Below are 20557 nucleotides of genomic sequence, written 5' to 3' on the forward strand. Positions count from 1 at the left end.
CCGCTCAGGCCAGCTCGCCCCGGGCGATGCTCGCCCCCGAGTGCGTCGGGTCCCCGTTCACCGGTTCGTCGGAGACGTCGACGACGGCGAACTCCGTCACGTCGAGGTCGGCCGGGAGGTCGAAGGACCCGCTGTCGCCGGTCAGCACGCCGAGGCTGACGAGGCTCGTCAGGTCGGTCGAGATGAGCCAGACCTCGCGGTAGCCCTCGACGGGCACGTCGCCCGGCAGATCCACGCGCAGCACGCGGCCGTCGTCGCGGTCCTCGAGCACCGCGGTGCCGGCCGCGTCCCAGCCGGGCAGCGGGTCGAGCGTCGCGGTGGCGAGCTCGACGCCCGCGGGGTCGGCGCCGCCGTCGGGCAAGATCGCCTGCACCCCGAGCACGACCGCAGCACCCGCGGCCGCCGCACCCACGAGCAGCAGCGGGAGGCGGCGTCGCCGTCGGGACTCGAGCGCGATCGGCTCGGCCGCACGCGCCTGCTCGATCTGCGCCTCGATCCCCTCCCACACCCGCGCGGGCGGTCGCTGCAGCGGCGCGGGCACGCGCACGCCGTCGACGACGTCGGTCAGCGTCGCGACCTCGTCGCGGCACAGGACGCAGATGTCCAGGTGCTCGAGGGTCGCGGGGGAGGCGTCCTCGCCGAGCGCGACGAGGGCGAGATCCTCCGGATCAGAGTGCGGCATCGGACACCTCCCAGGTCTCGCGCAGCCGTAGCAGGCTACGGCGGATGTGGCTCTTGACGGTGCCGAGCGGGATGCCCGTGCGCTCGGCGATCTGGTGGTGGGTGAGGTCCTCGTAGAACGCGAGCGACACGATCGTCCCCTGCGGTTCCCCGAGGGTGGCGATCGCATCCGCGACGACGACGCTGCGCACCACCGCGTCCGACGCGTCCGGGACCGGGGTCTCGGCGGCGTGGGCGGCGACGGCGGCGACCCCGTCGCGGTGCCGGGTCCGGCGCGTGAGGGCGTCGGCGATGGCGTGCCGCGTGATGCCGACGATCCAGGCCGGCAGCGCGCCCCGCGTCGGATCGAAGCGGGACCGCGTGCGCCACGCCTCGACGAACACGTGCTGGGTGAGGTCCTCGGCGTCGGCCTCGTTGCGGAGCGAGCGCAGCGCGAGCGTGTAGACCAGCGGCGACCAGCGGTCGTAGACCTGCCGGACGGCGGCCGTCTCGCCGCTGCGGAAGGCGTGAGCGAGCTCCTCCTCCACCGCCCTCACCTCCGTGCTGCTGCGCGCTCGCCCTCGAGCCGACGTCGTCATCGTCGCCTCAGGCCGGAACGGCGGTGACGACGACGTTCGAACGATAGCTGTTCGCCTCCTCGTCCCACTGGCCGCCGCACGTGATGAGGACGAGGCGGGGGTCGCCGTCGCGCACGAAGTAGGGGGTGAGGTCGAGCGTGGCCTTCTCCAGCACCTCCACGTCGGTGACGACGTAGGCGTGCTCGACGCCGGCGTCGTCGGTCACCGAGACCGCCGCGCCCAGGTCGACGTCCTTGAGGCGGGAGAACGGTCCGCGCGGGGTCTCCTCGGTGCCGGCGTGCGCCAGGATCACGGTCGCGCCGCGGTCGGAGCCGGCGCCCGGTCCGAAGCGGTACCAACCGGCGTCGTTCGCGTCGCCCGGCACCTCGGTCTGGCCGTCCGCGGCGATGCCGACCGGGAGCACGGGCATGTCGAGGTCGAGGTCGTCCAGGCGGACGCCGGTGGGCGGGGTGCCGAGGGCGGCGGGGGCGACGACGCCGGTCGCGTCCACGATCGGGATGTCGGCCGGGGGGGATGGCGCGGCGGGAGCGGGCGCGCCCGCCCCGCCCGAGTCAGCATCGGCGGCGGGGGCGCCGGTCTCGGGCGGGGCGGACGCATCCGGGGAGGGCGACGGCGACGAGGGGGGCGCGCCGTCGCCCTCGTTCGGGGCGCCGCCGCCGCACGCGGCGAGCGCGACGGCGACGGCGACGGTGAGGGACGCGCCGACCGCGCGGGCCACGAGGGCCCGCGCGGACGGTGCTGACGTGCGACGGATCATGCGGCCGAGCGGTCCGAGGCGGTCGTGGTGCGGCTGCGACGCGCCAGGACGAGCGCGCCGCCGGCGAGCACGAGGGCAGCGCCCCCGGCGATGAACCCGGCGGGGACGCCGTCCTCGGGCACGCGGACCTCACCGGTGGGCACGCCGCCGGGGGCGGAGTGGCCGACCTGGATGGTCTGCGTGGCGAGGGCGAGGTTGCCGGCCTCGGCGCTGCCCCACGCGTAGGCGATGGTCAGCTGGCCGTCGACGACGGGCACGTCGGCCGGGCCGATCAGCGGGTCGGTGGTGCCGGCCGCGGCGACGGCGGCCGAGACGGTCCCGGCGGGGAGGTTGAGCGTGGCCTCGTCGGGGTTCTCCAGACCGGAGACGACGGCGGTGCCGCCCGCGAGGACGTCGACGGCCGGGGCCGCGGCCGTGTGGCGGACGGTCAGGCGACCCTCGCCGGCGGCGGTGGCCGAGGTGTCGTTGGTGAACAGGGTGGCGGTGGGGGCGCCGGCCGCGTCGAGGTGCGCGACGGCGGTGTAGTTGGTGCTGGCCGCCAGGGGCAGGTCGATGGGGCCGAGGACGGGGGCGCTGGCGTCGGCGGCGTCCGCGGCGGTGATGGCCACGGAGTAGGTGCCGGCGGGGAGCTCCAGGGGGCCCGCGAGGGTGCCGGGGGTGAAGTCGTCGAGCGTGAGCTCGCCGTTGACGTACACGTCGACCGGGGTGTCCGGCACGGCGTGGAGCACGGAGAGCATGGCGTCGCCGGGGGCGGCGACGGCAGGGGCCGCCGCGGTGGCCGCAAGGATGGCGGCGCCGAGGCCGAGGGTGAGGGGGGTGCGCAGACGCATGGCGGTACTCCTTCGTAACGGCGCCCCGATCAGAGGGCGCTCGGTGTCTGACGTGGAGTACTTCTGTGGCGGGGGTGGGTTTGGATGCAGCGGGATCGTGATGGTTAAAGAACCTTGGCACCCAAGGGGATCGTCCGCGGCAAGGGCGGCAAGGGCGGCAAGGGCGGCAAGGGCGGCAAGGGCGGCAAGGGCGACGGGCGCGCCTGTGCCGAGGTCGAACGGAACAATCACTGCAGCGAGGTAGCGCGACCACCCGCACTGGCCCGTCAAGTTGAGCTCGCGGTGCTCAGCACGGGTGACCATGCGCGCACGGGCAGCACCAAGAACCCCAGTAGGTCAACGGGCTCGGTTGCCCGCGGCTAAGCAGGTTACAAACGAAGGGGGAGCGGAGCGCTCGATCACTCCGCAGACTGATCGTGGGTCGGTTCGAGCGGCAAGGCCGGGCCCCGGAACCGAACCAACATCCGCTCCCCATGTGGTGTGCTTGGCGTTCGCGGCCCGCTAACTCGCACGGCGCGCGGAAAGAGTCCGGTCCCTACGCCAGGATGAAGGCATGACGCGCATCTTCGACAACCTGTCTGATGAGACGAGGCTCGGCCCTCATCTTCGAGCCACGCTTCCGGGCTTCGAGCGGATGGACGTTGCCGTCGGATACTTCAACTTGCGTGGCTGGGCGATGTTCGATGACCTCGTACGGACCAAACTTCAGTCCGCGGGCACTCCGTTGGTACGGATCCTCATCGGCATGGTGCTGCCCACAGCGCAGCAGTCCACGATCGAGGACCTCCAGGCCGGCCTAGACGGGACGACTACACCCGAGGCTGACCGGGCAACGGCCCGGGAGCGCAAGGCGCAGCTACTAGAGCACCTTCGCGAGCAACTCATGCGGGGTGTGCCAACCGCTGCTGACCGCACGACACTGGCTTCGCTCCGTGAGCTCATCGCGACTGGGCGCGTTGAGGTGAAGGTCTTTACCTCCCGTCCGTTGCACGGGAAGGCCTACATCCTCCATCGCAGCGATTTGAACAACCCGATCCTGGGCTTCGTCGGATCTTCGAATCTGACGGCTCCTGGCTTGGTCAGCAACCTCGAGCTCAACGTCGATGTGATGGACGGCGCCGCGGCGAGCGACCTGGATCGGTGGTTCACCACGCTCTGGGATGACCGGTACGCGCTCCCGGTCTCCGCTGACCTCCTGGACCTACTCGAGGAGTCGTGGGCTGCCGCTGCTCCGCGGTCCCCCTACGACGTCTTCTTGAAGGTCTGCTTCGACTTGTCGCGAGATGTGCGCGAGGGCCTGGCTGCCTACTCGGTGCCTGCCGAGGTCTCTGGAAAATTGCTGAAGTTCCAAGCGACGGCCGTACGGACTCTCGCTCGGCGTGTCATGTCTCGACGAGGCACGATGCTTGGTGACGTCGTGGGTCTAGGTAAGACTCTGACCGCGATCTCAGTCGCATTGATGCTGCGTGACGAACACGGTTTCCGCCCCCTGGTGCTGTGCCCGAAGAACCTGGAGTCAATGTGGCGCGAGCACCTCGAGGCATACGGCCTCCACGGCGGTGAGGTAGTCACCTACTCGCGAGCCCACGCCGACCTCAAGTCGCTGCGTGGGCGGTACGGGTTCGTCATAGTGGACGAGTCGCACACCCTCCGCAACGAAGACACGCGCGCCTACGCCGCGGTCAAAGATCACCTTGAAATCAATGACAGTCGGGTGTTGCTCCTTACCGCGACGCCTTTCAATATCCGCTTCGCTGACGTCGCCAATCAGCTAGGCCTGTATATCGGCCCCGACGACGATCTCGGGCTGTCTCCCACCGCGGCCCTGGCACAGGACCCCGACCTCGCGAACCGACCGACAGTCGACGGAAAGATCACGACCCTTGAGGCCTTTCGCCTCTCGGAGTTCGCCGAAGACTGGGCCAGGCTGATGAGCGAGCACCTGGTGCGACGTACTCGGTCGTTCATTCAACGCACGTACGCAGAGACCGACCCCAAGACCGGCCAGCTGTACCTGAGATTCAACGACGGCCGCCGCTTTACCTTTCCCAAACGTGTCCCCCGACCGGTCGAGCACTCCTTCGGCGAGGACGATCCGGCACGCCTCATGGCCTCCGACGCCACCCTGGATGCCATCCGTGCCCTAGACCTACCGCGCTACAACCTGGCTCCCTACCTGGCAGACGACATCGCCTACTCCGACGCGGAGAAGACGTTCGTCGACAACGTCATCTCGTCCGGAGGCCAGGTGGCCGGCTTCGTCCGAACGCTGCTCTACAAGCGCCTGTCCTCGTCGGGGTACTCCTTCCTCCTGTCGGTCCGCAAGCACTTGGCACGCAACGAGCTGTTCACATACGCGATCGAGAACAACCTGCCTCTGCCCACGGGCTCCATCGAGGACGCCCTGATGGGGGACGTGGACCCCTCCGACGCTGACATCGACGGCACCCTTTCTCTCGTCGGGGACGCTGCCGCGAGGTACGCCGCGCTCGAGGCTGCCGCGCCGAAGAAGGTCACGTGGGTCCGTCCGGCTCTGTTCACGTCCGCCCTGGCTGAGGACCTAACCAACGACGGCGCGCTGCTCTCGCGTCTGCTGGAGCAGTTCGGAACCTGGCGTACCGAGACGGATTCGAAGCTCTCAGCGTTGGTGCACTTGCTGACCGACACGCACCCGGACGAGAAGGTGCTCATTTTTACCGAGTACCGGGACACAGCGGAGTACATCGGTCGGGCGCTCGCTGATGCCGGTGTCGCCAGCGTCGGGGTGGCGACTGGCTCCAGCGAGAACCCGACGGCACTGGCCCACCGATTCTCACCGCTCTCGAATGCGCTGCCGGGCGCCGACCCTCTCGACCCTGAGCGCGAACTACGGATCTTGGTCGCTACAGATGTGCTGTCGGAGGGACAGAACCTCCAGGACTCGCACGTCATCGTCAACTTCGACCTCCCGTGGGCGATCATCCGGCTGATTCAGCGTGCTGGGCGGGTCGACCGCATCGGTCAGGAAGCTGACGAGGTCATCCTCTACTCCTTCTTCCACGACTCGGTCGATCAGGTCATCGACCTTCGTCGGCGCATAGCCGAGCGGCTTAAGGCGAACGCGGCGGCGTTCGGCTCGGACGAGCAGTTCTTCGGCACGGCTGACGAGGTGAAGACTCTCACCGACCTATACACCGGCACCCTGGACGAGCCCGAAGACGAAGGTGACGTCGATGCGGCGTCGCTGGCGTACGAGTACTGGCAGAAGGCGACCAAGGAGGACGCGGCGCTGGCCGAGCGCATCCAGCGGCTCCCGGACCTCATCGACGCAACTCGACGCGAGCGCGTGAGCGACGAAGGACCTGGCGTCGCGTGCTTCGTCAGAACGGCCTCCGATCTCGATGGTTTCGGCTGGGCGACACCAGCCGGCGAACTGAAGCTGCTGACTGGCCAGGAGGCCCTACGCCTCTTCGAGGCCACCCCGGATACACCCGCGCTCCCGATCCGCTACGACCACGATCAACTCATCGTCAATTTGGTCCGCGGACCGCTGGCAGCACCCCAAGCCCTGGCCGGCAAGATGCGCGGCGTGCGGCGAACTGTGTGGAACCGCCTCGGCACGACCCTCATGGATCACGACGCAGAGACCTCCGCCGCTCTCGAGGCGTTGTATCAGCACCCACTGACGTCCGAGGCCGAACGCAGGCTCCGGCGAGCGATTCGCCACTCGGCCGATGACACCAATCTCGCCACGCTCGTGGCGCTACTCCACCGAGACGAGCAACTCGTCCTCGCCGGCCGCGGCAACGACCCTGTCCGTATCGTCACCTCCCTCGGAGTAATCCCGTGACCACCACAACGTCTAGCCGAAACGCCGCAGTCCAGACCTTGCTCGACAACGGCGACCTCCGCACGCTCTTCGTCGACGAGCTCGGCTGGTCTAACGCCGACCGCGGACCGGTCACCCTCACCTCCAGCGGCCAGTTCTACTCACTAGCGCCCGTCGCCTCGTACAAGGGCATGCGCATCTGGAGCTGTGGCGCGCTTCCCCCGCGCACCATCCAACGTGACCTGGACGCGCAGCTGGGCAAGGACAACATCGAGCGCCTCATCATCTTCAGCGACAGCAAGCGCCAAGAGTGGCGATGGCCCCGGCGCGGTGAAGCAGCAGGCTCGAACTCGGCCCTGATGAACCACCAGCACACGATCGGCACGCCAAACCCCGAGCTGCTCGAACGCCTCGCCGCGATAACGATCGGGTTCGATGAAGACCCCTCGCTGATCGAGGTTCTCGCGCGCATGCGGTCAGCTTTCAACCGGGAGTCTGAGACTGCCGCCGTGCGCGCCGCACGCCTGATGGGTGACCTCTACACCCAACTCGAGGTCGCAGGCGTCGAAGAAGACAGCGCCACTCTCCTGCTGTCGCGGCTGCTGTTCCTGCTGTTCGCGGACGACACCGGGATGTGGAAGTCCAAGCCCGACCTCTTCGCGAGCTATCTCGAGCTCCACACCTCTGCAGACACGCTGCACGTCGACCTTGGCGCACTGTTCGACGTTCTAGACACAGACGAGAAGGACCGTGGGCACCTGGCACTCGACTCGCCCTACCGGGTCTTCCGTCACGTCAACGGACGACTGTTCGCGGAATCTCTTGCGCTTCCTCCACTCACGGCTCAGTTCCGTCTGACCCTGCTCGAGGCCGCAGAGTTCGACTGGGGCCGGATCTCGCCCGCTGTGTTCGGCTCCATGTTCCAGACCGTAAAGGACAAGGACTCCCGACGGGCGGGTGGCGAGCACTACACGACCGAGCAGAACATCATCAAGACGATCGGCCCACTCTTCCTCGACGAGCTCCACGACCGCTTCGATGCCGCCTACGACGACAAGGCGCAGCTGACCCGTCTGCATAACGACCTGGGGCGCCTGCGGATCCTCGATCCCGCATGCGGCTGTGGCAACTTCCTCATCGTCGCCTACCGCGAACTGCGAGCACTTGAGCTTCAGGTGCTCGCCAGGCGACGGGACCTCGACTCGCAGAGCGGCATCCACACCGGCGGTATCAACAGGTCTCAGATGACCCTCGACGTCTCCAACCTGGTCAAGGTGCGGCTGGACCACTTCTACGGCATCGAGATCGATGAGTGGCCCGCGCGCATTGCCGGTACCGCGATGCTGCTCGTCGACCACCTGGCCAACCAGCTGATGGAAGAGGAGTTCGGTTTGGCTCCCGACCGCCTCCCCGTCAAGATCGTCGCAGAGATTCACCACGAGAACGCGCTCCGCGTCGACTGGGCCACGATCATTGAACCGAGCGACGACGTCATCATTGTCGGGAACCCGCCATTCGTGGGCCGTAAGTACCGCAACACTGAGCAAGCGGCCGACATGAAGTTCGTGTGGGGCAAGGCATACAACGTAAACCTCGACTTCGTGACCTCCTGGTACGCCAAGACCCTCGAGTACTTCGGAGACCACAGAGGGCGCTGGGCGTTCGTCTCGACCAACTCAATCTCCCAGGGGGAGCCCGTTGCGAGCCTATGGGGCCCCATTCTGAAGGCGGGATGGCGCTGCAGGTTCGCGCACCGTTCCTTCAAGTGGACGACGGAGGCAAAGGGCGGCGCCGCAGTCCACGTGAGCATCGTCGGTTTCGACCGCGGGCGCACGACACCGCGGCCGACCCTGTACCGCTACCCGCACGGCCCCGCCGCGGACGCAGTGCCAACGGAAGTGCGCAACATTAACCCGTACCTCATGGACGGCCCCAATGTGCTCATCACCAAGCCGGGACGGCCGCTGAACCCACAGATGCCTGCCGTTGGCCTCGGATCTATGCCGAATGACGGTAAGGGCAACCTGCTCGTCTCGAGAGCGCAACTGGCAGACGTTCAGGCTGACCCGATCGCCGCGAAGTACGTACGGCCGCTCGTCGGGACGGACGAGTTGCTGTATGGCAAGGAGCGCTGGTGCCTGTGGCTCGCCGACGCGGACCCGGTTGACCTCGAGACAAGCCCCGTCCTACGCGCACGCCTCGATGCGTGCGCCAAGGCTCGCAGGGCCTCGAAGAACCCGGACACCGTCGCGATGGCAGACCATCCACACCTCTTCTGGCACATCGCTCAGCCCAGCGCCCCCTACCTGTGCATCCCCGGGGTTGTTTCCGAGGCCCGCTCGTACTTCACTCCTGCGCACTTCGAACCTGACGTCGTGACGTCCAACGCGGCCTTCCTGGCGACCGACCCCGATGGGTTCGCCTTCGCAATCCTGTCCTCATCGCTGTTCATGACGTGGTTGCAGACGTTCACCGGACGGCTTAAGTCCGATCTGCGGTTCTCCCGTACCTTTACCTACGACTCCTTCCCGCTCCCCCACGTCAGTGCTGGTCAGCGTAAAGCGATCGTGACTGCCGGCCACGTCGTGCTGGCGGCACGGGCCGCACACCCCGGCCAGACCCTCGCCCAGTTGTACGGCGCCTACATGCCCGCCGACGTCGCGGACGCCCACGCGGAAGTCGACAGGGCGGTAGACGAAGTGTTCGGCGCAACCCCCACCCTCGGCGAAGAGGGGCGGGCTCTCCTGCTCCTCAAGTCCTACGAAACGCTGATCTCGCAGGCGCCCCGGCGAAACTAGGGAGCAACGGGCGACGGGACACTTAGCCCCACTCGACGTTCGCGAGCCCCGTGTGAACCACGATCCGAGCCAGCAGCTTCGACCAGTATCTGAACTGACGAGACCGATCTCGATGGTGTCGCTCTGACTGGATTAGCTCGAGGATCTTGAGCACGCTCTAATGGCCGTCACGCTGGCGGCCTGCACGCTCGTCGAGGGCGCGCAGACCGCTGGCGTGACACTTTAGGCCGACGCGGAACTGCATTTCGGTCCGCCTGCGGTCGCGTGAATGGGGTGTGTCTGTGTAGGAGTGGCAGTCCCTCGAATAGTGCAGCAAAACCCCCACTGCCCTTTGTTCACTGCCGACGCGGGCGACGCGGCTCAGCAGCTCGAGCCACACAGTTCTCTTAGCAGCGGGCACAAGCGCCTGGCCGATCACGGCTAGCGGCACGCCCAATCGCTGGTCCTCGTCGGAGAACTTGGGAGTCTTCCTGAGGCTGCCATCGCCGCACCACCCACGTCATTAACGACACCTGACATGGCACCGGCGCCGGCCCGACCCGGTTCGTGCGAGCGGTCACGGTCTCGACTGTCCCGAGTGCTGGGCACGGCTAGGGCGGTCACTTCGAGGCGAGTCGGACCCGATTTTAGTGCTATTTTTAGCACTATGCGTCTCTACGGCCCGCGACCAGTTCACGCCAGAACACGGCGGGTTTGCCTTCCCCGTCGTCTTCTGAATGATCTTTCTTTGAGGGCTGGCGACTGCCTGACGGTGACTGTTGCGACCGGTCGACCTGGGGAGCTGTTGCTGATGCCGTCGCCGACCTCCAGTGCGAGCCTCGGCGTGCGGGACCCTGAACGCCCTCGTGCACTCTCGATCCACGGACAGGTCTCCATCCCGAAACGGCTCCTTGACGCCGTAGGGGTCTCCGAGGCAAGTCCAATGGTCTATCTCGTCCAAGAGCGGGGCGGTCGGTCGCTGAGGCTTATTCCTGAGCACACAGCTCGGGCGAAGGTTTGGAAGCGATGAGGGCGTTGCGCTCCTCGGCGCGGGCGGGGACGGTACGCGAGGATGGTCTAGTGCCTAACATCACCCTTGCTCACGAACTCACGTGGAGCCGTCCGGTCGCTGACTTCGGAGAGAGCGACGAGCGTCTGGCAGCGGCGGCGGTCATCAGGGCGTCTTGGCCGGGTGCAGTGCTGCCGGCTGTACGACTTCTCGGCGCGTGGGTTTGGCCGATCGTGGTCTTCACAGGTGCGATGGATCGCATCAGGCAGGGAGTTGGTCCGGAACGACGACTGCTGATACTCAAGGACTGGGAGGACCGCGGGGACGCTTGCGACGTGGATGGGGTCCCGCCCGCACCGTTGCGAATCGCAGGCTTCGTCATCACGACGCGAAGGTGGCGGGCGGCGCTCAGTGACGCAGGAGTGGTCTCGCCGCTGGCCCCTGTACTACTCGTTCGCTCGAGCGAGCCGTCACGCCTACAGCTTCTGGAAGCTGACCTAGCCGGTCTGTGGGTCGCGCATACGGTTGAAGACTGTCACCCAGAGATCCTCGTATCCGGGCAGGGCGCTCCTCTGTCGCGCACCCCGAGAGTGCCGGGAACGCGATTGCTCGAAGAAGGCCTCTTCGCCCATGCCCTAGCCAGTGGTCGCGCTCCGGCCCACGATTTGAAGGAATAACTGACAGAGGTAGTCCTGGTCGTCGGTGGAAGCGCTCGGGCTAGGGCCGCCTGTTCACGTGGCAACCCCCACTTCACTTGTCATCGCTGTACGCGGCACCATCCCGGTCTAAACCGCCCAGCAAGATCAAGTTTCAACCAACGTTCTAGCGGACGCCCGCGCGCACCGGCGCGAGCCGAGCCCAGTACTGCAGGGCGGCCTTCGGCTTCCAGGGTGAGCCGCTGGGATTTGCCAAGTCGAGATGTCGGGTTCGGGCGAGTTCACATAGCGCTGACCAGGTCTTGGCCTGGGAGGAGGTCGTTGTGCTGCCACTGACCAGGTGTCCAATCTCTGCGAGGGCGGCCGTGGAGTGCTGGAAGCTAGCCCGGAACCCTTGGTCGCCTGGCTCGTTACCAATCCAGGTGAGGTCACGGTCATTGCAGAACCAGCAGGAGCAGCGCCAGAGCGGTGCGAGGGGGTCGCGGAAGTAGGCCTGCTCGAAGCGATGCTGGGAGTAGTAGCCAAGGAGCCGCGGTACAACAAGGGAGAGCTTCTCCCCGGCCCCACCTGTGCTGCGCGGGTAGATGTGCCGGAGACCAGAATGGGCACCCACCGCCCCGGCAGCAGCGCCGTGACACAGGGCACCGATGGCCGAGGTGTCGCTACGCAGCAAACTGACGGCGGGGTTGGAGTTCCTGATGACCTGAACCAAGGACTCTGCAACTCCTTCATCGTCGAAGGGATCGGATGGGTGCTCGAGCAGGAGTGCAACCGGGCGCTCGAAGTCATTGACCAGGTCCGTGATCGCGGTGGCTTCATCCCGGAGAAGGCTGGAGGGCATCGGAAGCGCGATGATGGTGCGCTCAGGCAGTGATCTGGTCATGTTGAGGAGGGCGTCGACGTCGCCGAGCGACTCAACGAAGCCAGAGTCCGTCAAAGCCCATGGCAGTCCCAGCGTCTCGAGCTGGTGTACCGCCCACTGCCGCGAGATCCCGTCCGCGACGCGCTTACGGTTTTTCCCGGAGTAGTGGTTTGCATCGATCATGATGCTTGAGGATCGGTGCCGTCTCCGCACGGGTTCGATCGCGCTTCTCGCCTGCTGAAGCATCGTGGTGCAACTGTTGCGGTCAAGTGTGAAGACAACGCCGAGACGGTACTGCTCGACTAGTTTCGCGGCGTCGAGCGTCTCCCTCGCGTGGGCCTGGACGAAGAGGCCACTTTCGAAGCCGTCGAGACCCGCCTCGGGCAGCAGACCGGCGCGCGGCAACGGTCCGTCGGGCCAGACGAGTTCGGACTCCGTCTCCAGCATGGCAAGACCAAGCTCGAGTTCGGGCTGGGTAGAAACCCCGTCAGACATGCCTGGAAGCCCCTTCGTAGTTACCTCAGCTTCAGGGCCATCCTGCGCCCGGCCACTGACAAGGTATCCCTTTACGTCGCAGCAAGAGTAAGTCTATGGTTGCGGTCACCGCAAGGGTTCAAGGAGTGAGGACAGGGGATGGCGTTTCTCGGTGGAGTGAGCGAGGTGGCTCAGAGGTTGGGTGTCAGCCGCCAGAGGTTCGGAGAGGTGAGGTCGCGCAACGACTTTCCCCAGCCGGTCGCGGTGCTCAGCAGCGGGCCGATCTGGGACCTCGGCGAGGTGGACCGCTGGCTCGGCTCGGGGGTGCGTCGTAGCGCAGGCCGGCCCAGCGCTCGTGAGCGAGTCGTTGGAGACCGGTTTGTTCTCGAGGAGCCGGCCCTAGGGGCGGGGGGGTTCGCCGACGTATTCCGGGCCGTCGATCGTAGAAACGGCGAGGTAGTAGCAGTCAAGATTCTTAAGGAGCTTTCATCGGTAGATGACGAGGCGGTTGCCCGCTTTCGACGGGAGCTGCGAATCATGAAGGACGAGCTCGATCATCCTCATGTCGCCAAGGTCATCGATCATGGTGACCTGAGTGGGGCTGACGAGACGTGGTGCGCAATGCCTCTAGCGGTGGGGAGTCTTGCCGACGGGATCGCCAGTATGAGGGGAAATCTTGCAAGCGTGACCGATCTTGCCCGACAGCTCTGTGCCGGCGTCGGTCACGTTCACGAGCGCGGCATACTCCACCGTGACCTCAAGCCGGGCAACGTCCTTCGGAGCCCGGAGGGTCTGTGGCAGGTCAGCGACTTCGGGCTTGCACGTGAAGACGCACGGGTTTCTCAGGCTCTAACGAGCACCCTGGCTCAAGGTATGGGTACGTTCATCTACGCATCGCCCGAGCAGTGGCAGGGACCTAAGCGTGCGGACGTCCGGGACGATATCTACTCGATCGGTAAGATCCTTCAGCATGCCTTGACGGGCGAGCTCCCTCTTGTTGGCGCCGATCAGATCCCCGAGTCCCTACTTCGACCGGTGATCCAGAGAGCGACCGGGCCGCGAGACAACCGCTATGCCGACGTCCTGGCTCTCCTGAGGGCGGTAGAGCAGGCAGCTACCGTCAAGGAGCTGGTCTGGGAAGAGCCCGGCCTGAGATTGGAGCGCCTGCACCCCCGGCTCGCGGCCACCGAGCTCGACGCAGTCGCCGCTGACGAACTTGCGCGATGGCTGTCCACCCTCGACATTGACGCCGAGATCCATGTTGCGGCCAAGGCATTCCTCGGCGCTTCGTCCGTCACGATCGACTACCTGTGGAGCACCAATCCTCAGGCGTTCTACGAGGGATGGCGCCACATCACCGAGTGGTTGAAGTTCGAGGAGCATGACTTCGCGTACTGCGACGTCATCGCTGATGCGGTCAGGGAAGTCATTCAGATCACCGGTAGCAACGACGTCTTAAGAGAGGGTGTGGCAGCACTTGTCCGCGTCGGAACCAAACACAACAGGTGGCACGTCCGCGACGTCCTCGTAGATGTACTCCAGTCCGTGCGTGACCCCGAGCGGGCGCTGGCGGGCCTCGAAGGCCTCCAAGAGGTAGGCCCGGACGAAGTTGTGTGGTCGATCTCAGACTTCGCCGCAAGGACGATGCACCCAGTCGTTCGTCAGGGAATCCGAAATATCCGGCGCAGGCTGGCGTCCTAGCTCTGCCTCCAAGATGCGCGTACGAACTCTGGGTGTCACACTTGCCCGTGGTAGTAGGCAAGCAGGGGCGAAGTTCCCGTCCATGCTCGACCCGGTGGGAGGGAATGTGCACGAGGTGTGTCCACGGTCGAGGCCGATGATGAGGCCGAGCTGTGAGTGGCGAGTTCTACTGGCCGGTTACCGCTTGGTTGTTGCTCAGGCGCTGAGTCAGGCGCGGCTCGCGGGTCCGCGACTCCGAACGTCCGGTGCGCCCTTGAGCAGTCAGAGCCTTCGATGACCCTTCCTGACCCGGTCGGACGACAGCACGAGGTCGTCTTCCTGAACTCCGCTCAGCACAACGTCGTCCTTGGCACTGCCGGGACCGGCAAGACGACAATGGCGATCCACCGCGCAGTCCACCTCGCTCATCCTGCGACGGTCAACTGCGGCCCGGTACTGCTAGTGACGTTCAATAAGGCGTTGGTGCGGTACCTGGAACACCTACGCCCCGCTGGTGAAGCCCAAATCACAATTGAGACGTACTCGTCGTTCGCCCGCGGCTATCTCAACGCTCGAGGCCAAATGCCCCGGCGAGACGGAATCGCGCAGAAGGGCCAGCTCAGAGCGCTCATCGAACTGGCGATACAGGAGATCCGGGCCCTGCATCCCGGCAGGGGGGTATTGACGCGGCAAGCAGGTTGGTTCGAGGACGAACTCGGATGGATCTCAGGCATGGGCTTCACCACTATCCAGGAGTACCAAGCTGCTCGACGGATCGGAAGGCAAACTCCACTGAACGCGGGAACCGCTCGAGACCGGGTCTGGCTCGTGCGGGAGGCCTACTTGCGCGCACGCTCCCTGACCGTTGCCCGCTACGACTGGGACGACCTCGCCTCAGCAGTGCGAGCCCAATTGGCCGCGGATCCGAACCCGCGTCGGTACCGCCACATTGTGGTCGATGAGGGACAGGACTTCTCACCTGAGATCATCAGGTCCCTCGCAGAGGCTGTACAGCCTGGTGGCTCGCTGACCTTTTTCGGCGACTACCACCAAGCGATCTACGGACAGGGCATGTCCTGGAGGTCAGCTGGCATCAATCTCGGTGGCAGACCAGTGGAACGGTTCGTCGATAACTACCGCAACACCAAGGCCATCGCCGACCTCGCTATCGCTCTCTCGCGAACCCCCGCGATGGCAGGCGAAGCCGAGGATCTCGTAGTACCGCGGGCCCCCGTCGCGGCTGGCCCTCGACCGGCCCTGGTTCTAGCCGGCAATCGCGCCAGAGAGATCGAACTGGTGCAAAGCCAAGCACTCGGGAACGCTGGAGTTCAATCGGTGGCGATCCTGGCTAGGACATGGAGCCTCGCGGAGGGAGCGGCTTGGGGGCTGCAGTATCGAAGGCTGGACGGCGACAACCTCCGCGCGTGGGACCCCACGCCAGGAGTCTGGGTCGGGCCTTACCACGCCGCGAAGGGCCTGGAGTTCGACTTTGTCATCATGCCGTCGCTTGGTTTCGAGCACCTGCCTCACCCCGACGTCGCTTCAGCGTTCGACCCAGCCGAGGCAGCAGCCCGGGAGGCCCGTCTTCTCTACGTCGCAGTGACCCGAGCCAGGGCCCAGTTGCTCCTGACCTACACCGGCACCCTTACCCCCCTGCTGCCCTTCGCAGGTTCAGGCCTCTGGTTGGAGAGCGAGTACCCGTGACGGACATCGCAACTACCGCTGCAGAGCTCGGGTTCACACGCCTGGTGCATTTCACCTCCGCGCGCAACCTCATACCCATCCTGCGGGACGGCGCCCTCCGCAGCAGTAAAGACCTGGCGGAGAAGGATCCCGTTCAGTATCTGCCGACCGACGAGGAGAGGTTCGACGCCCATCCCGATCATCTCTGCTGCTCTTTCGAGTACCCCAACGCGTACTACAGGGATATCGCCGGCAGAAAGTCAAATCAGACCAACTACCCGAACTGGCTCATCCTGACCCTCTCAAAGAGCCTGGTTTTAAGGACCGGGGCCCTCTTCGCCGGATGCAACGCAGCCAGGAACCGGGGGGCGCACCTGCGGCCAGGAGCGGAAGCGCTAAGCGAGTGCTGGGCAAGTCCTTCGATACCTGGCGGGCGTGTGAGGGGGGCGACCCACCTACCGTCGGTCCCGACCGACCTGCAGTCAGAAGTCCTCATCCCCGGGCCGGTGTCGGTGTCGGAGGTCACTGGCATCATCGTGGAGTCCGAGGCTGTCGCTGGCGAGCACCATGAGATCCTTCGACGCCTCAACCTCAATACTGGCCAGATCCCATGGAAGGTGGCACCGGTGCTCTTCCGAAAGTTCGACCTCACGCGGGCGATTCAGACCGGGCGGCAGCCAGACGAGATGCTGTGGGCTCCCGAGGCGGGAGAGCGTCTGTGACCACCGAGACTCTTGCCGTGTCCTCCGAGCGCGCCGACGGTGTGCTCGTGGCTCTTGCCGTCGGCGACGCACTCGGATGGCCTCAGGAGGACCGGAGCCAGATTGTCGGAGGTCGCGCGGCGCGTGAGGTCGAACCGGCGCCCACGTTTCGGCCCTGGCAGCGCTACGGCGGCACGCGCTTCGCAAACTACATCGATCACGTTGATGCTGGAACGTACAGCGACGATACGCAGCTCGCCCTGGCCGTGGGGCGCGCATGTTTGCGCGGCTCCGACTGGTGGGCCTGGCTCACCGAGGTCGAACTGCCTCAGTGGCCCATCTACCAGCGCGGTGGTGGCGGTGCCGTGCTGCGCGCCTCCCGAGCCTGGGCTGCGGGTAGACCCCCCTGGCAGATCGGAACAACGGCGCGGGAACACGCGCAAGCCGAGTCCTACTTCAAAGCCGGTGGCAATGGAGTCGCGATGCGCATCGCGCCCCACGTCCTCGTCGCCGTTAGTGAAGGGATCAGCTGGGGCCATCTCGCAAGGAGAGTCATCTCGGACGGCCTCACGACACACGCCCACCCGCACGCCATCCTGGGCGCGGTGCTGCACGCGCGCGCGCTCTCCCGGACCCTGACAACGACTGGAACGTTGGAGTACGGCACCCTCCTTGAGGACCTTCTTGGCGATCGGACCTGGACCGATTTCGACGTGATGCATGAGAGCGCGGATCGGCTTCCAGCGGGTTGGCATCACGCAGCCGACACGCTGCCGACCCCGCACCCGCGCGATGAGTGGAACCGTGCCGTTCGCGAGTCCCTTGACTCTCTCACCGTCGCGGACGCCGCGCTGCAGAGAGGGCCAGCCGCTGATGACCGGAAGACCCTCGAGGCCATCGGTTGCTTCGACAGGAGCCGAAGCGGGGCGGGCACGGTCGCTGCGATCGCCGCCGTATACGTCGCAAGCCGGTCGGCCGTCCAACCGACGTCGGGCCTGCTACGAACAGCCTTCCTCAACGGCGCCGACACCGACACGATCGCTTCGATGACTGCTTCACTTCTCGGAGCTCTTCACGGCACGCGCTGGCTCGGTGTGCTCGGGCAACAGGTGCAAGACGCCACCTATATCTCTAACTTGGCCAGGCAGCTCACTCGACCTCTATCGCGAGCCGAACCTGCGCACGGCCGCATCTCAGACTCGGCGATGCGACGCTGGACGAAGGACCTGCATCACCTTCTGATCGACCGTATGCCAGACGGGCGACGGGCCGAAATCGTTCAGATTACCCCTCTTGCCGCAAAGAACGGTGCGGGCGGAGCACGCGTACAGTTGCGCTCGATCGACGGCCAGACGTTCTACGTGGATAAGGTTTCACGCTCCTCGTCACGGGCCGACCTCGAGTTCGAAGCTTCCCCGGCCTTCAGGTCAGCCCAGCGTGGCCGGCGGTCCAACGAGCCGGCCATGGAATTCTCGGACCAACCTATTCGCCAGCCCAGCGCCATAGTTCACGTGGAAACGCGGGTCGCGAATCTGCACAGATCGGCGAATTTCTACGAAGACCTGCTCGGGCTGCGGGTAGGGCGAAGCGAGGGGCACTTCGTCCTGGAGAACGGCTTGCGGTTCGTGCAGTTCCGCTCGACTGCTACCGGTGGTGCACCAACTCGAGGCCTTCTCGTGACCATTGCCCACCCGGACCTCGACGGCCTTGTTCGTCGAGCCAGAGACCACGGAAACGACGCCGTGTGGTCCGAGCGCGGTGACAGCTTGTGGCTCAAAGATCCTGACGGGAACGTCGTCCGAGTGACGACGATGCCCACAGATCTGCGAGTTGACCGCCTAAACCCCTGATGTTGTGTTTTACGAGGTTGGTGACGCGGGGGTGAGGAAGGGGTAGGTCCTGGCAGCAGGATGGAAGTGCGACCAACCGTACTGACTGAGAGAGACCTACCCCTTCATGACTCCCGCTAATGCTGTACTGACCCCTGCCGGTCGGCTTCGTCTCGTCCAGCGGTTCGAGCACCGTCCGATTGCTCATGTCGCGGCCGAGATGGGCATCTCGCGCCAGTGCGCCTCGAAGTGGGTCAGCCGCTACCGCGAGCTGGGCGAGGCCGGCCTGATCGTTTGCTCCAGCGGTCCAGCGCTCCGGCGTTCAGCCCAACTCTGACCCTGACGCAGGTCGTGACGCAGCTCGTGACGCAGGTCGTGATGAATCGCTCTGGGTTTGATGGAGGCGCCTGAGTTTGGGAACGAGGATGGACTTATGCAAAAGGAGAAGAGTGGAGGGAAGTCGACCACGAGGGGGTACTCCGATCAGGAGAATGGCGGCCGCAGTCCGCGTGGTCCGGTCGCTGCGAGCCGAGCTGGGTACTGAGCACGGCACGGTTCACAGGGTCGCGATGCAACTGGGCTACGGGGTGGAGTCGTTTCGGATTTGGGTCAGACAGGCCGACATCGACGAGGGCGTCACGCCGGGGGTGAGCACGGAGGAGGCTGCGCGGGTGAAGGCCCTGGAGCAGGAGAGCCGGGAACTACGCAGAGCGAACGAGATCTCGCGGCGGGCAGCGACTTTCTTCGGGTCGGAGCTCGACCGCCAGCACAAGTGGCCGCGCTCATCGACTCCAACCGCGAAGATCTCGTGGAAGGCTGACGACTGGGGGTCGGGTTCATCTGCACAGTGCTGCAGGTGAACCCGAGCACCTACTACGCCCGACGGAGCCCTCGGCCCGGCAGGTCCGTGACGCTGTCACAGGGCCGACCCTGGTGGGGTATCCAGCTGGCCGCGTGTCCTCCGGAGCAGTCCGAATGACTCCGCGATCGTTCCGTCCGGCGGGCGCCTGCCTCCCATGAGCTCAGAGATGCTGCCTGGGGTGGGGGGAAAGTACTCAGGTCTGAGCCATGTCCGCTGCCCCCTTCCCCTTGACCGGCGAGAGGGCAGGGGCCAGCGGCGGCGGCGTGCGTCCTACCCGATGTGAGACGCGTGCTCGTGCCGGGTATCAATCTTGACGCCACGCCGTGGGATCAGGGCCGCCAGCACCTGCTCAATCGGTGGGGCGGTCCCCGCTTCGGCATACGCCGTGCCGCTGCGCGGCTGGCTCGAACACTTTGACGGTCCTGCTAGTGAGGTCGGCAAACGGGGTGGGAGTATCGGTACTCGCGCGCGATGCCCGAGCCCGTCGACTAGTGCTCGTGGAGCTGGTAGACCGTCAGCTGGAGATCAATGGGGTAAGGCTGGAGGTGGTCGACGTTCGCCGACGGGTACCCAGTCGTTCACGATCTGCCACACCCGTGGAGCGCTGATGCCGAAGCGCTCGGCCACGACGGCCTGGAGCTCCCCACCTTCGACGGCTGCCCTAATCTGCTGGTCGCGCTCGGTGTTGGGGGAGGGGGGCCGCCGACGGGCGTGGGCAAATCTGCACGCGCTAGAGCAGAACCGTGCACGCGACCGCCCCGGTGGACGCTGCCAGGTCGTGCCGCACTCAGGACACACGATCGACACGGGTGGCGGTGGCGGTGGCGGTGGCGGTGCGGGTGGGTTCAAGACTGGTTCGAACGCAAGTAGACGGCGTGCGTGTTTCACGCATTGCTGGCGCCAGAAGCGCTGGTTGGTGCAGCCGATGACGGCGCACTCCCGCCTGTCCCTCATAGGGAGCGAGGGTGGCACGCGAAGGCCCTTGCTGTGAAGGACGCGGCTTCCCACGAGCCAACATCGGCACAGCTCTAACGGCGGTACACCCAGCAGGACTTCAGGCAAGCGCACCTATAGAGCCTTCGACCGCGGTGTCCCCGCCACGTGAATAGACCTTCCGACCCGAGACGCCCGAGCAAATCACCCCTTCACAGCCCGGTAACGCGGCTACGTCACCATCAGCACGTCAGGGGGCTGACCACTCGGAAGGAACCGACGACCCATGCCCTCCTCCCCACCGCGGGCTCGGCGCCGGCGCCGGACTCGCGTTTGTCGCGACGTTCGCGACCTCACCCGCGCTGGCCGTCCCGGCCGGCCGCCACTCCGTCAGCAACGGCGCTGGCACCGAGAGCATCCGTCAGCGCCGGGGCATC

General features: G+C 66.0%; 11 protein-coding genes and 2 pseudogenes. 8 read left to right on the forward strand and 5 right to left on the reverse strand.

Annotation, left to right across the window (positions count from 1 at the left end; translation table 11 throughout):
- Positions 1-4 precede the first annotated feature (4 nt).
- The 4 genes from SERN_RS05615 to SERN_RS05630 are packed head-to-tail and all read right to left on the reverse strand — an operon-like array spanning position 5 to position 2846.
- A complete protein-coding gene (locus SERN_RS05615) occupies positions 5-682 on the reverse strand; it encodes an anti-sigma factor (RefSeq protein WP_135849162.1) in 678 nt (225 codons plus the stop codon).
- Positions 669-1208: a sigma-70 family RNA polymerase sigma factor gene (locus SERN_RS05620; protein ID WP_332888460.1), complete on the reverse strand. Its 540-nt coding sequence runs from the start codon at positions 1206-1208 to the stop codon at positions 669-671. The genes SERN_RS05615 and SERN_RS05620 overlap by 14 nt, the downstream gene beginning before the upstream one ends.
- A gap of 58 nt (positions 1209-1266) precedes the next feature.
- Positions 1267-2016 (reverse strand): class F sortase, encoded by a 750-nt coding sequence (locus SERN_RS05625; protein WP_135849164.1) that lies wholly within the window; start codon positions 2014-2016, stop codon positions 1267-1269.
- Positions 2013-2846, reverse strand: coding sequence for a DUF4397 domain-containing protein (locus SERN_RS05630; protein WP_135849165.1), 834 nt, complete (start codon positions 2844-2846; stop codon positions 2013-2015). The genes SERN_RS05625 and SERN_RS05630 overlap by 4 nt, the downstream gene beginning before the upstream one ends.
- A gap of 553 nt (positions 2847-3399) precedes the next feature.
- On the opposite strand from SERN_RS05630, the gene SERN_RS05640 reads away from it, so the two are divergent.
- Complete coding sequence (locus SERN_RS05640) at positions 3400-6675, forward strand: helicase-related protein (RefSeq protein WP_135849167.1); 3276 nt, start codon at positions 3400-3402, stop codon at positions 6673-6675.
- Positions 6672-9452: a class I SAM-dependent DNA methyltransferase gene (locus tag SERN_RS05645; RefSeq protein WP_135849168.1), complete on the forward strand. Its 2781-nt coding sequence runs from the start codon at positions 6672-6674 to the stop codon at positions 9450-9452. Before SERN_RS05640 ends, SERN_RS05645 begins: the two co-directional genes overlap by 4 nt.
- A gap of 1810 nt (positions 9453-11262) precedes the next feature.
- Here SERN_RS05645 and SERN_RS05650 read toward each other — a convergent pair.
- Positions 11263-12453, reverse strand: coding sequence for a hypothetical protein (locus tag SERN_RS05650; RefSeq protein WP_135849169.1), 1191 nt, complete (start codon positions 12451-12453; stop codon positions 11263-11265).
- Between the two features lie 138 nt (positions 12454-12591).
- Between SERN_RS05650 and SERN_RS05655 the strand changes: the two genes are divergently transcribed.
- The 6 genes and pseudogenes from SERN_RS05655 to SERN_RS05680 form a co-directional block, all read left to right on the forward strand.
- On the forward strand, positions 12592-14133 hold the full coding sequence (locus SERN_RS05655) for a serine/threonine-protein kinase (RefSeq protein ID WP_135849170.1): 1542 nt from the start codon (positions 12592-12594) through the stop codon (positions 14131-14133).
- A 273-nt stretch (positions 14134-14406) separates the two neighbouring features.
- The gene (locus SERN_RS05660; protein ID WP_135849171.1) at positions 14407-15816 is read left to right on the forward strand and encodes a UvrD-helicase domain-containing protein; all 1410 of its coding nucleotides are present in this window, start codon (positions 14407-14409) and stop codon (positions 15814-15816) included.
- Complete coding sequence (locus SERN_RS05665; protein ID WP_158292578.1) at positions 15813-16517, forward strand: DarT ssDNA thymidine ADP-ribosyltransferase family protein; 705 nt, start codon at positions 15813-15815, stop codon at positions 16515-16517. Before SERN_RS05660 ends, SERN_RS05665 begins: the two co-directional genes overlap by 4 nt.
- 17 nt (positions 16518-16534) lie before the next feature.
- Positions 16535-18346, forward strand: a complete 1812-nt coding sequence (locus SERN_RS05670) for an ADP-ribosylglycohydrolase family protein (protein WP_158292579.1) — start codon at positions 16535-16537, stop codon at positions 18344-18346.
- A 106-nt stretch (positions 18347-18452) separates the two neighbouring features.
- Positions 18453-18635 (forward strand): annotated as a pseudogene (locus tag SERN_RS05675) (helix-turn-helix domain-containing protein); the annotation flags it as partial.
- 123 nt (positions 18636-18758) lie between these two features.
- Positions 18759-19258: pseudogene (locus SERN_RS05680) on the forward strand (transposase); the annotation flags it as partial.
- Positions 19259-20557: the final 1299 nt, after the last annotated feature.

It is taken from the genome of Serinibacter arcticus, assembly GCF_004786095.1.
Classification (GTDB): domain Bacteria; phylum Actinomycetota; class Actinomycetes; order Actinomycetales; family Beutenbergiaceae; genus Litorihabitans; species Litorihabitans arcticus.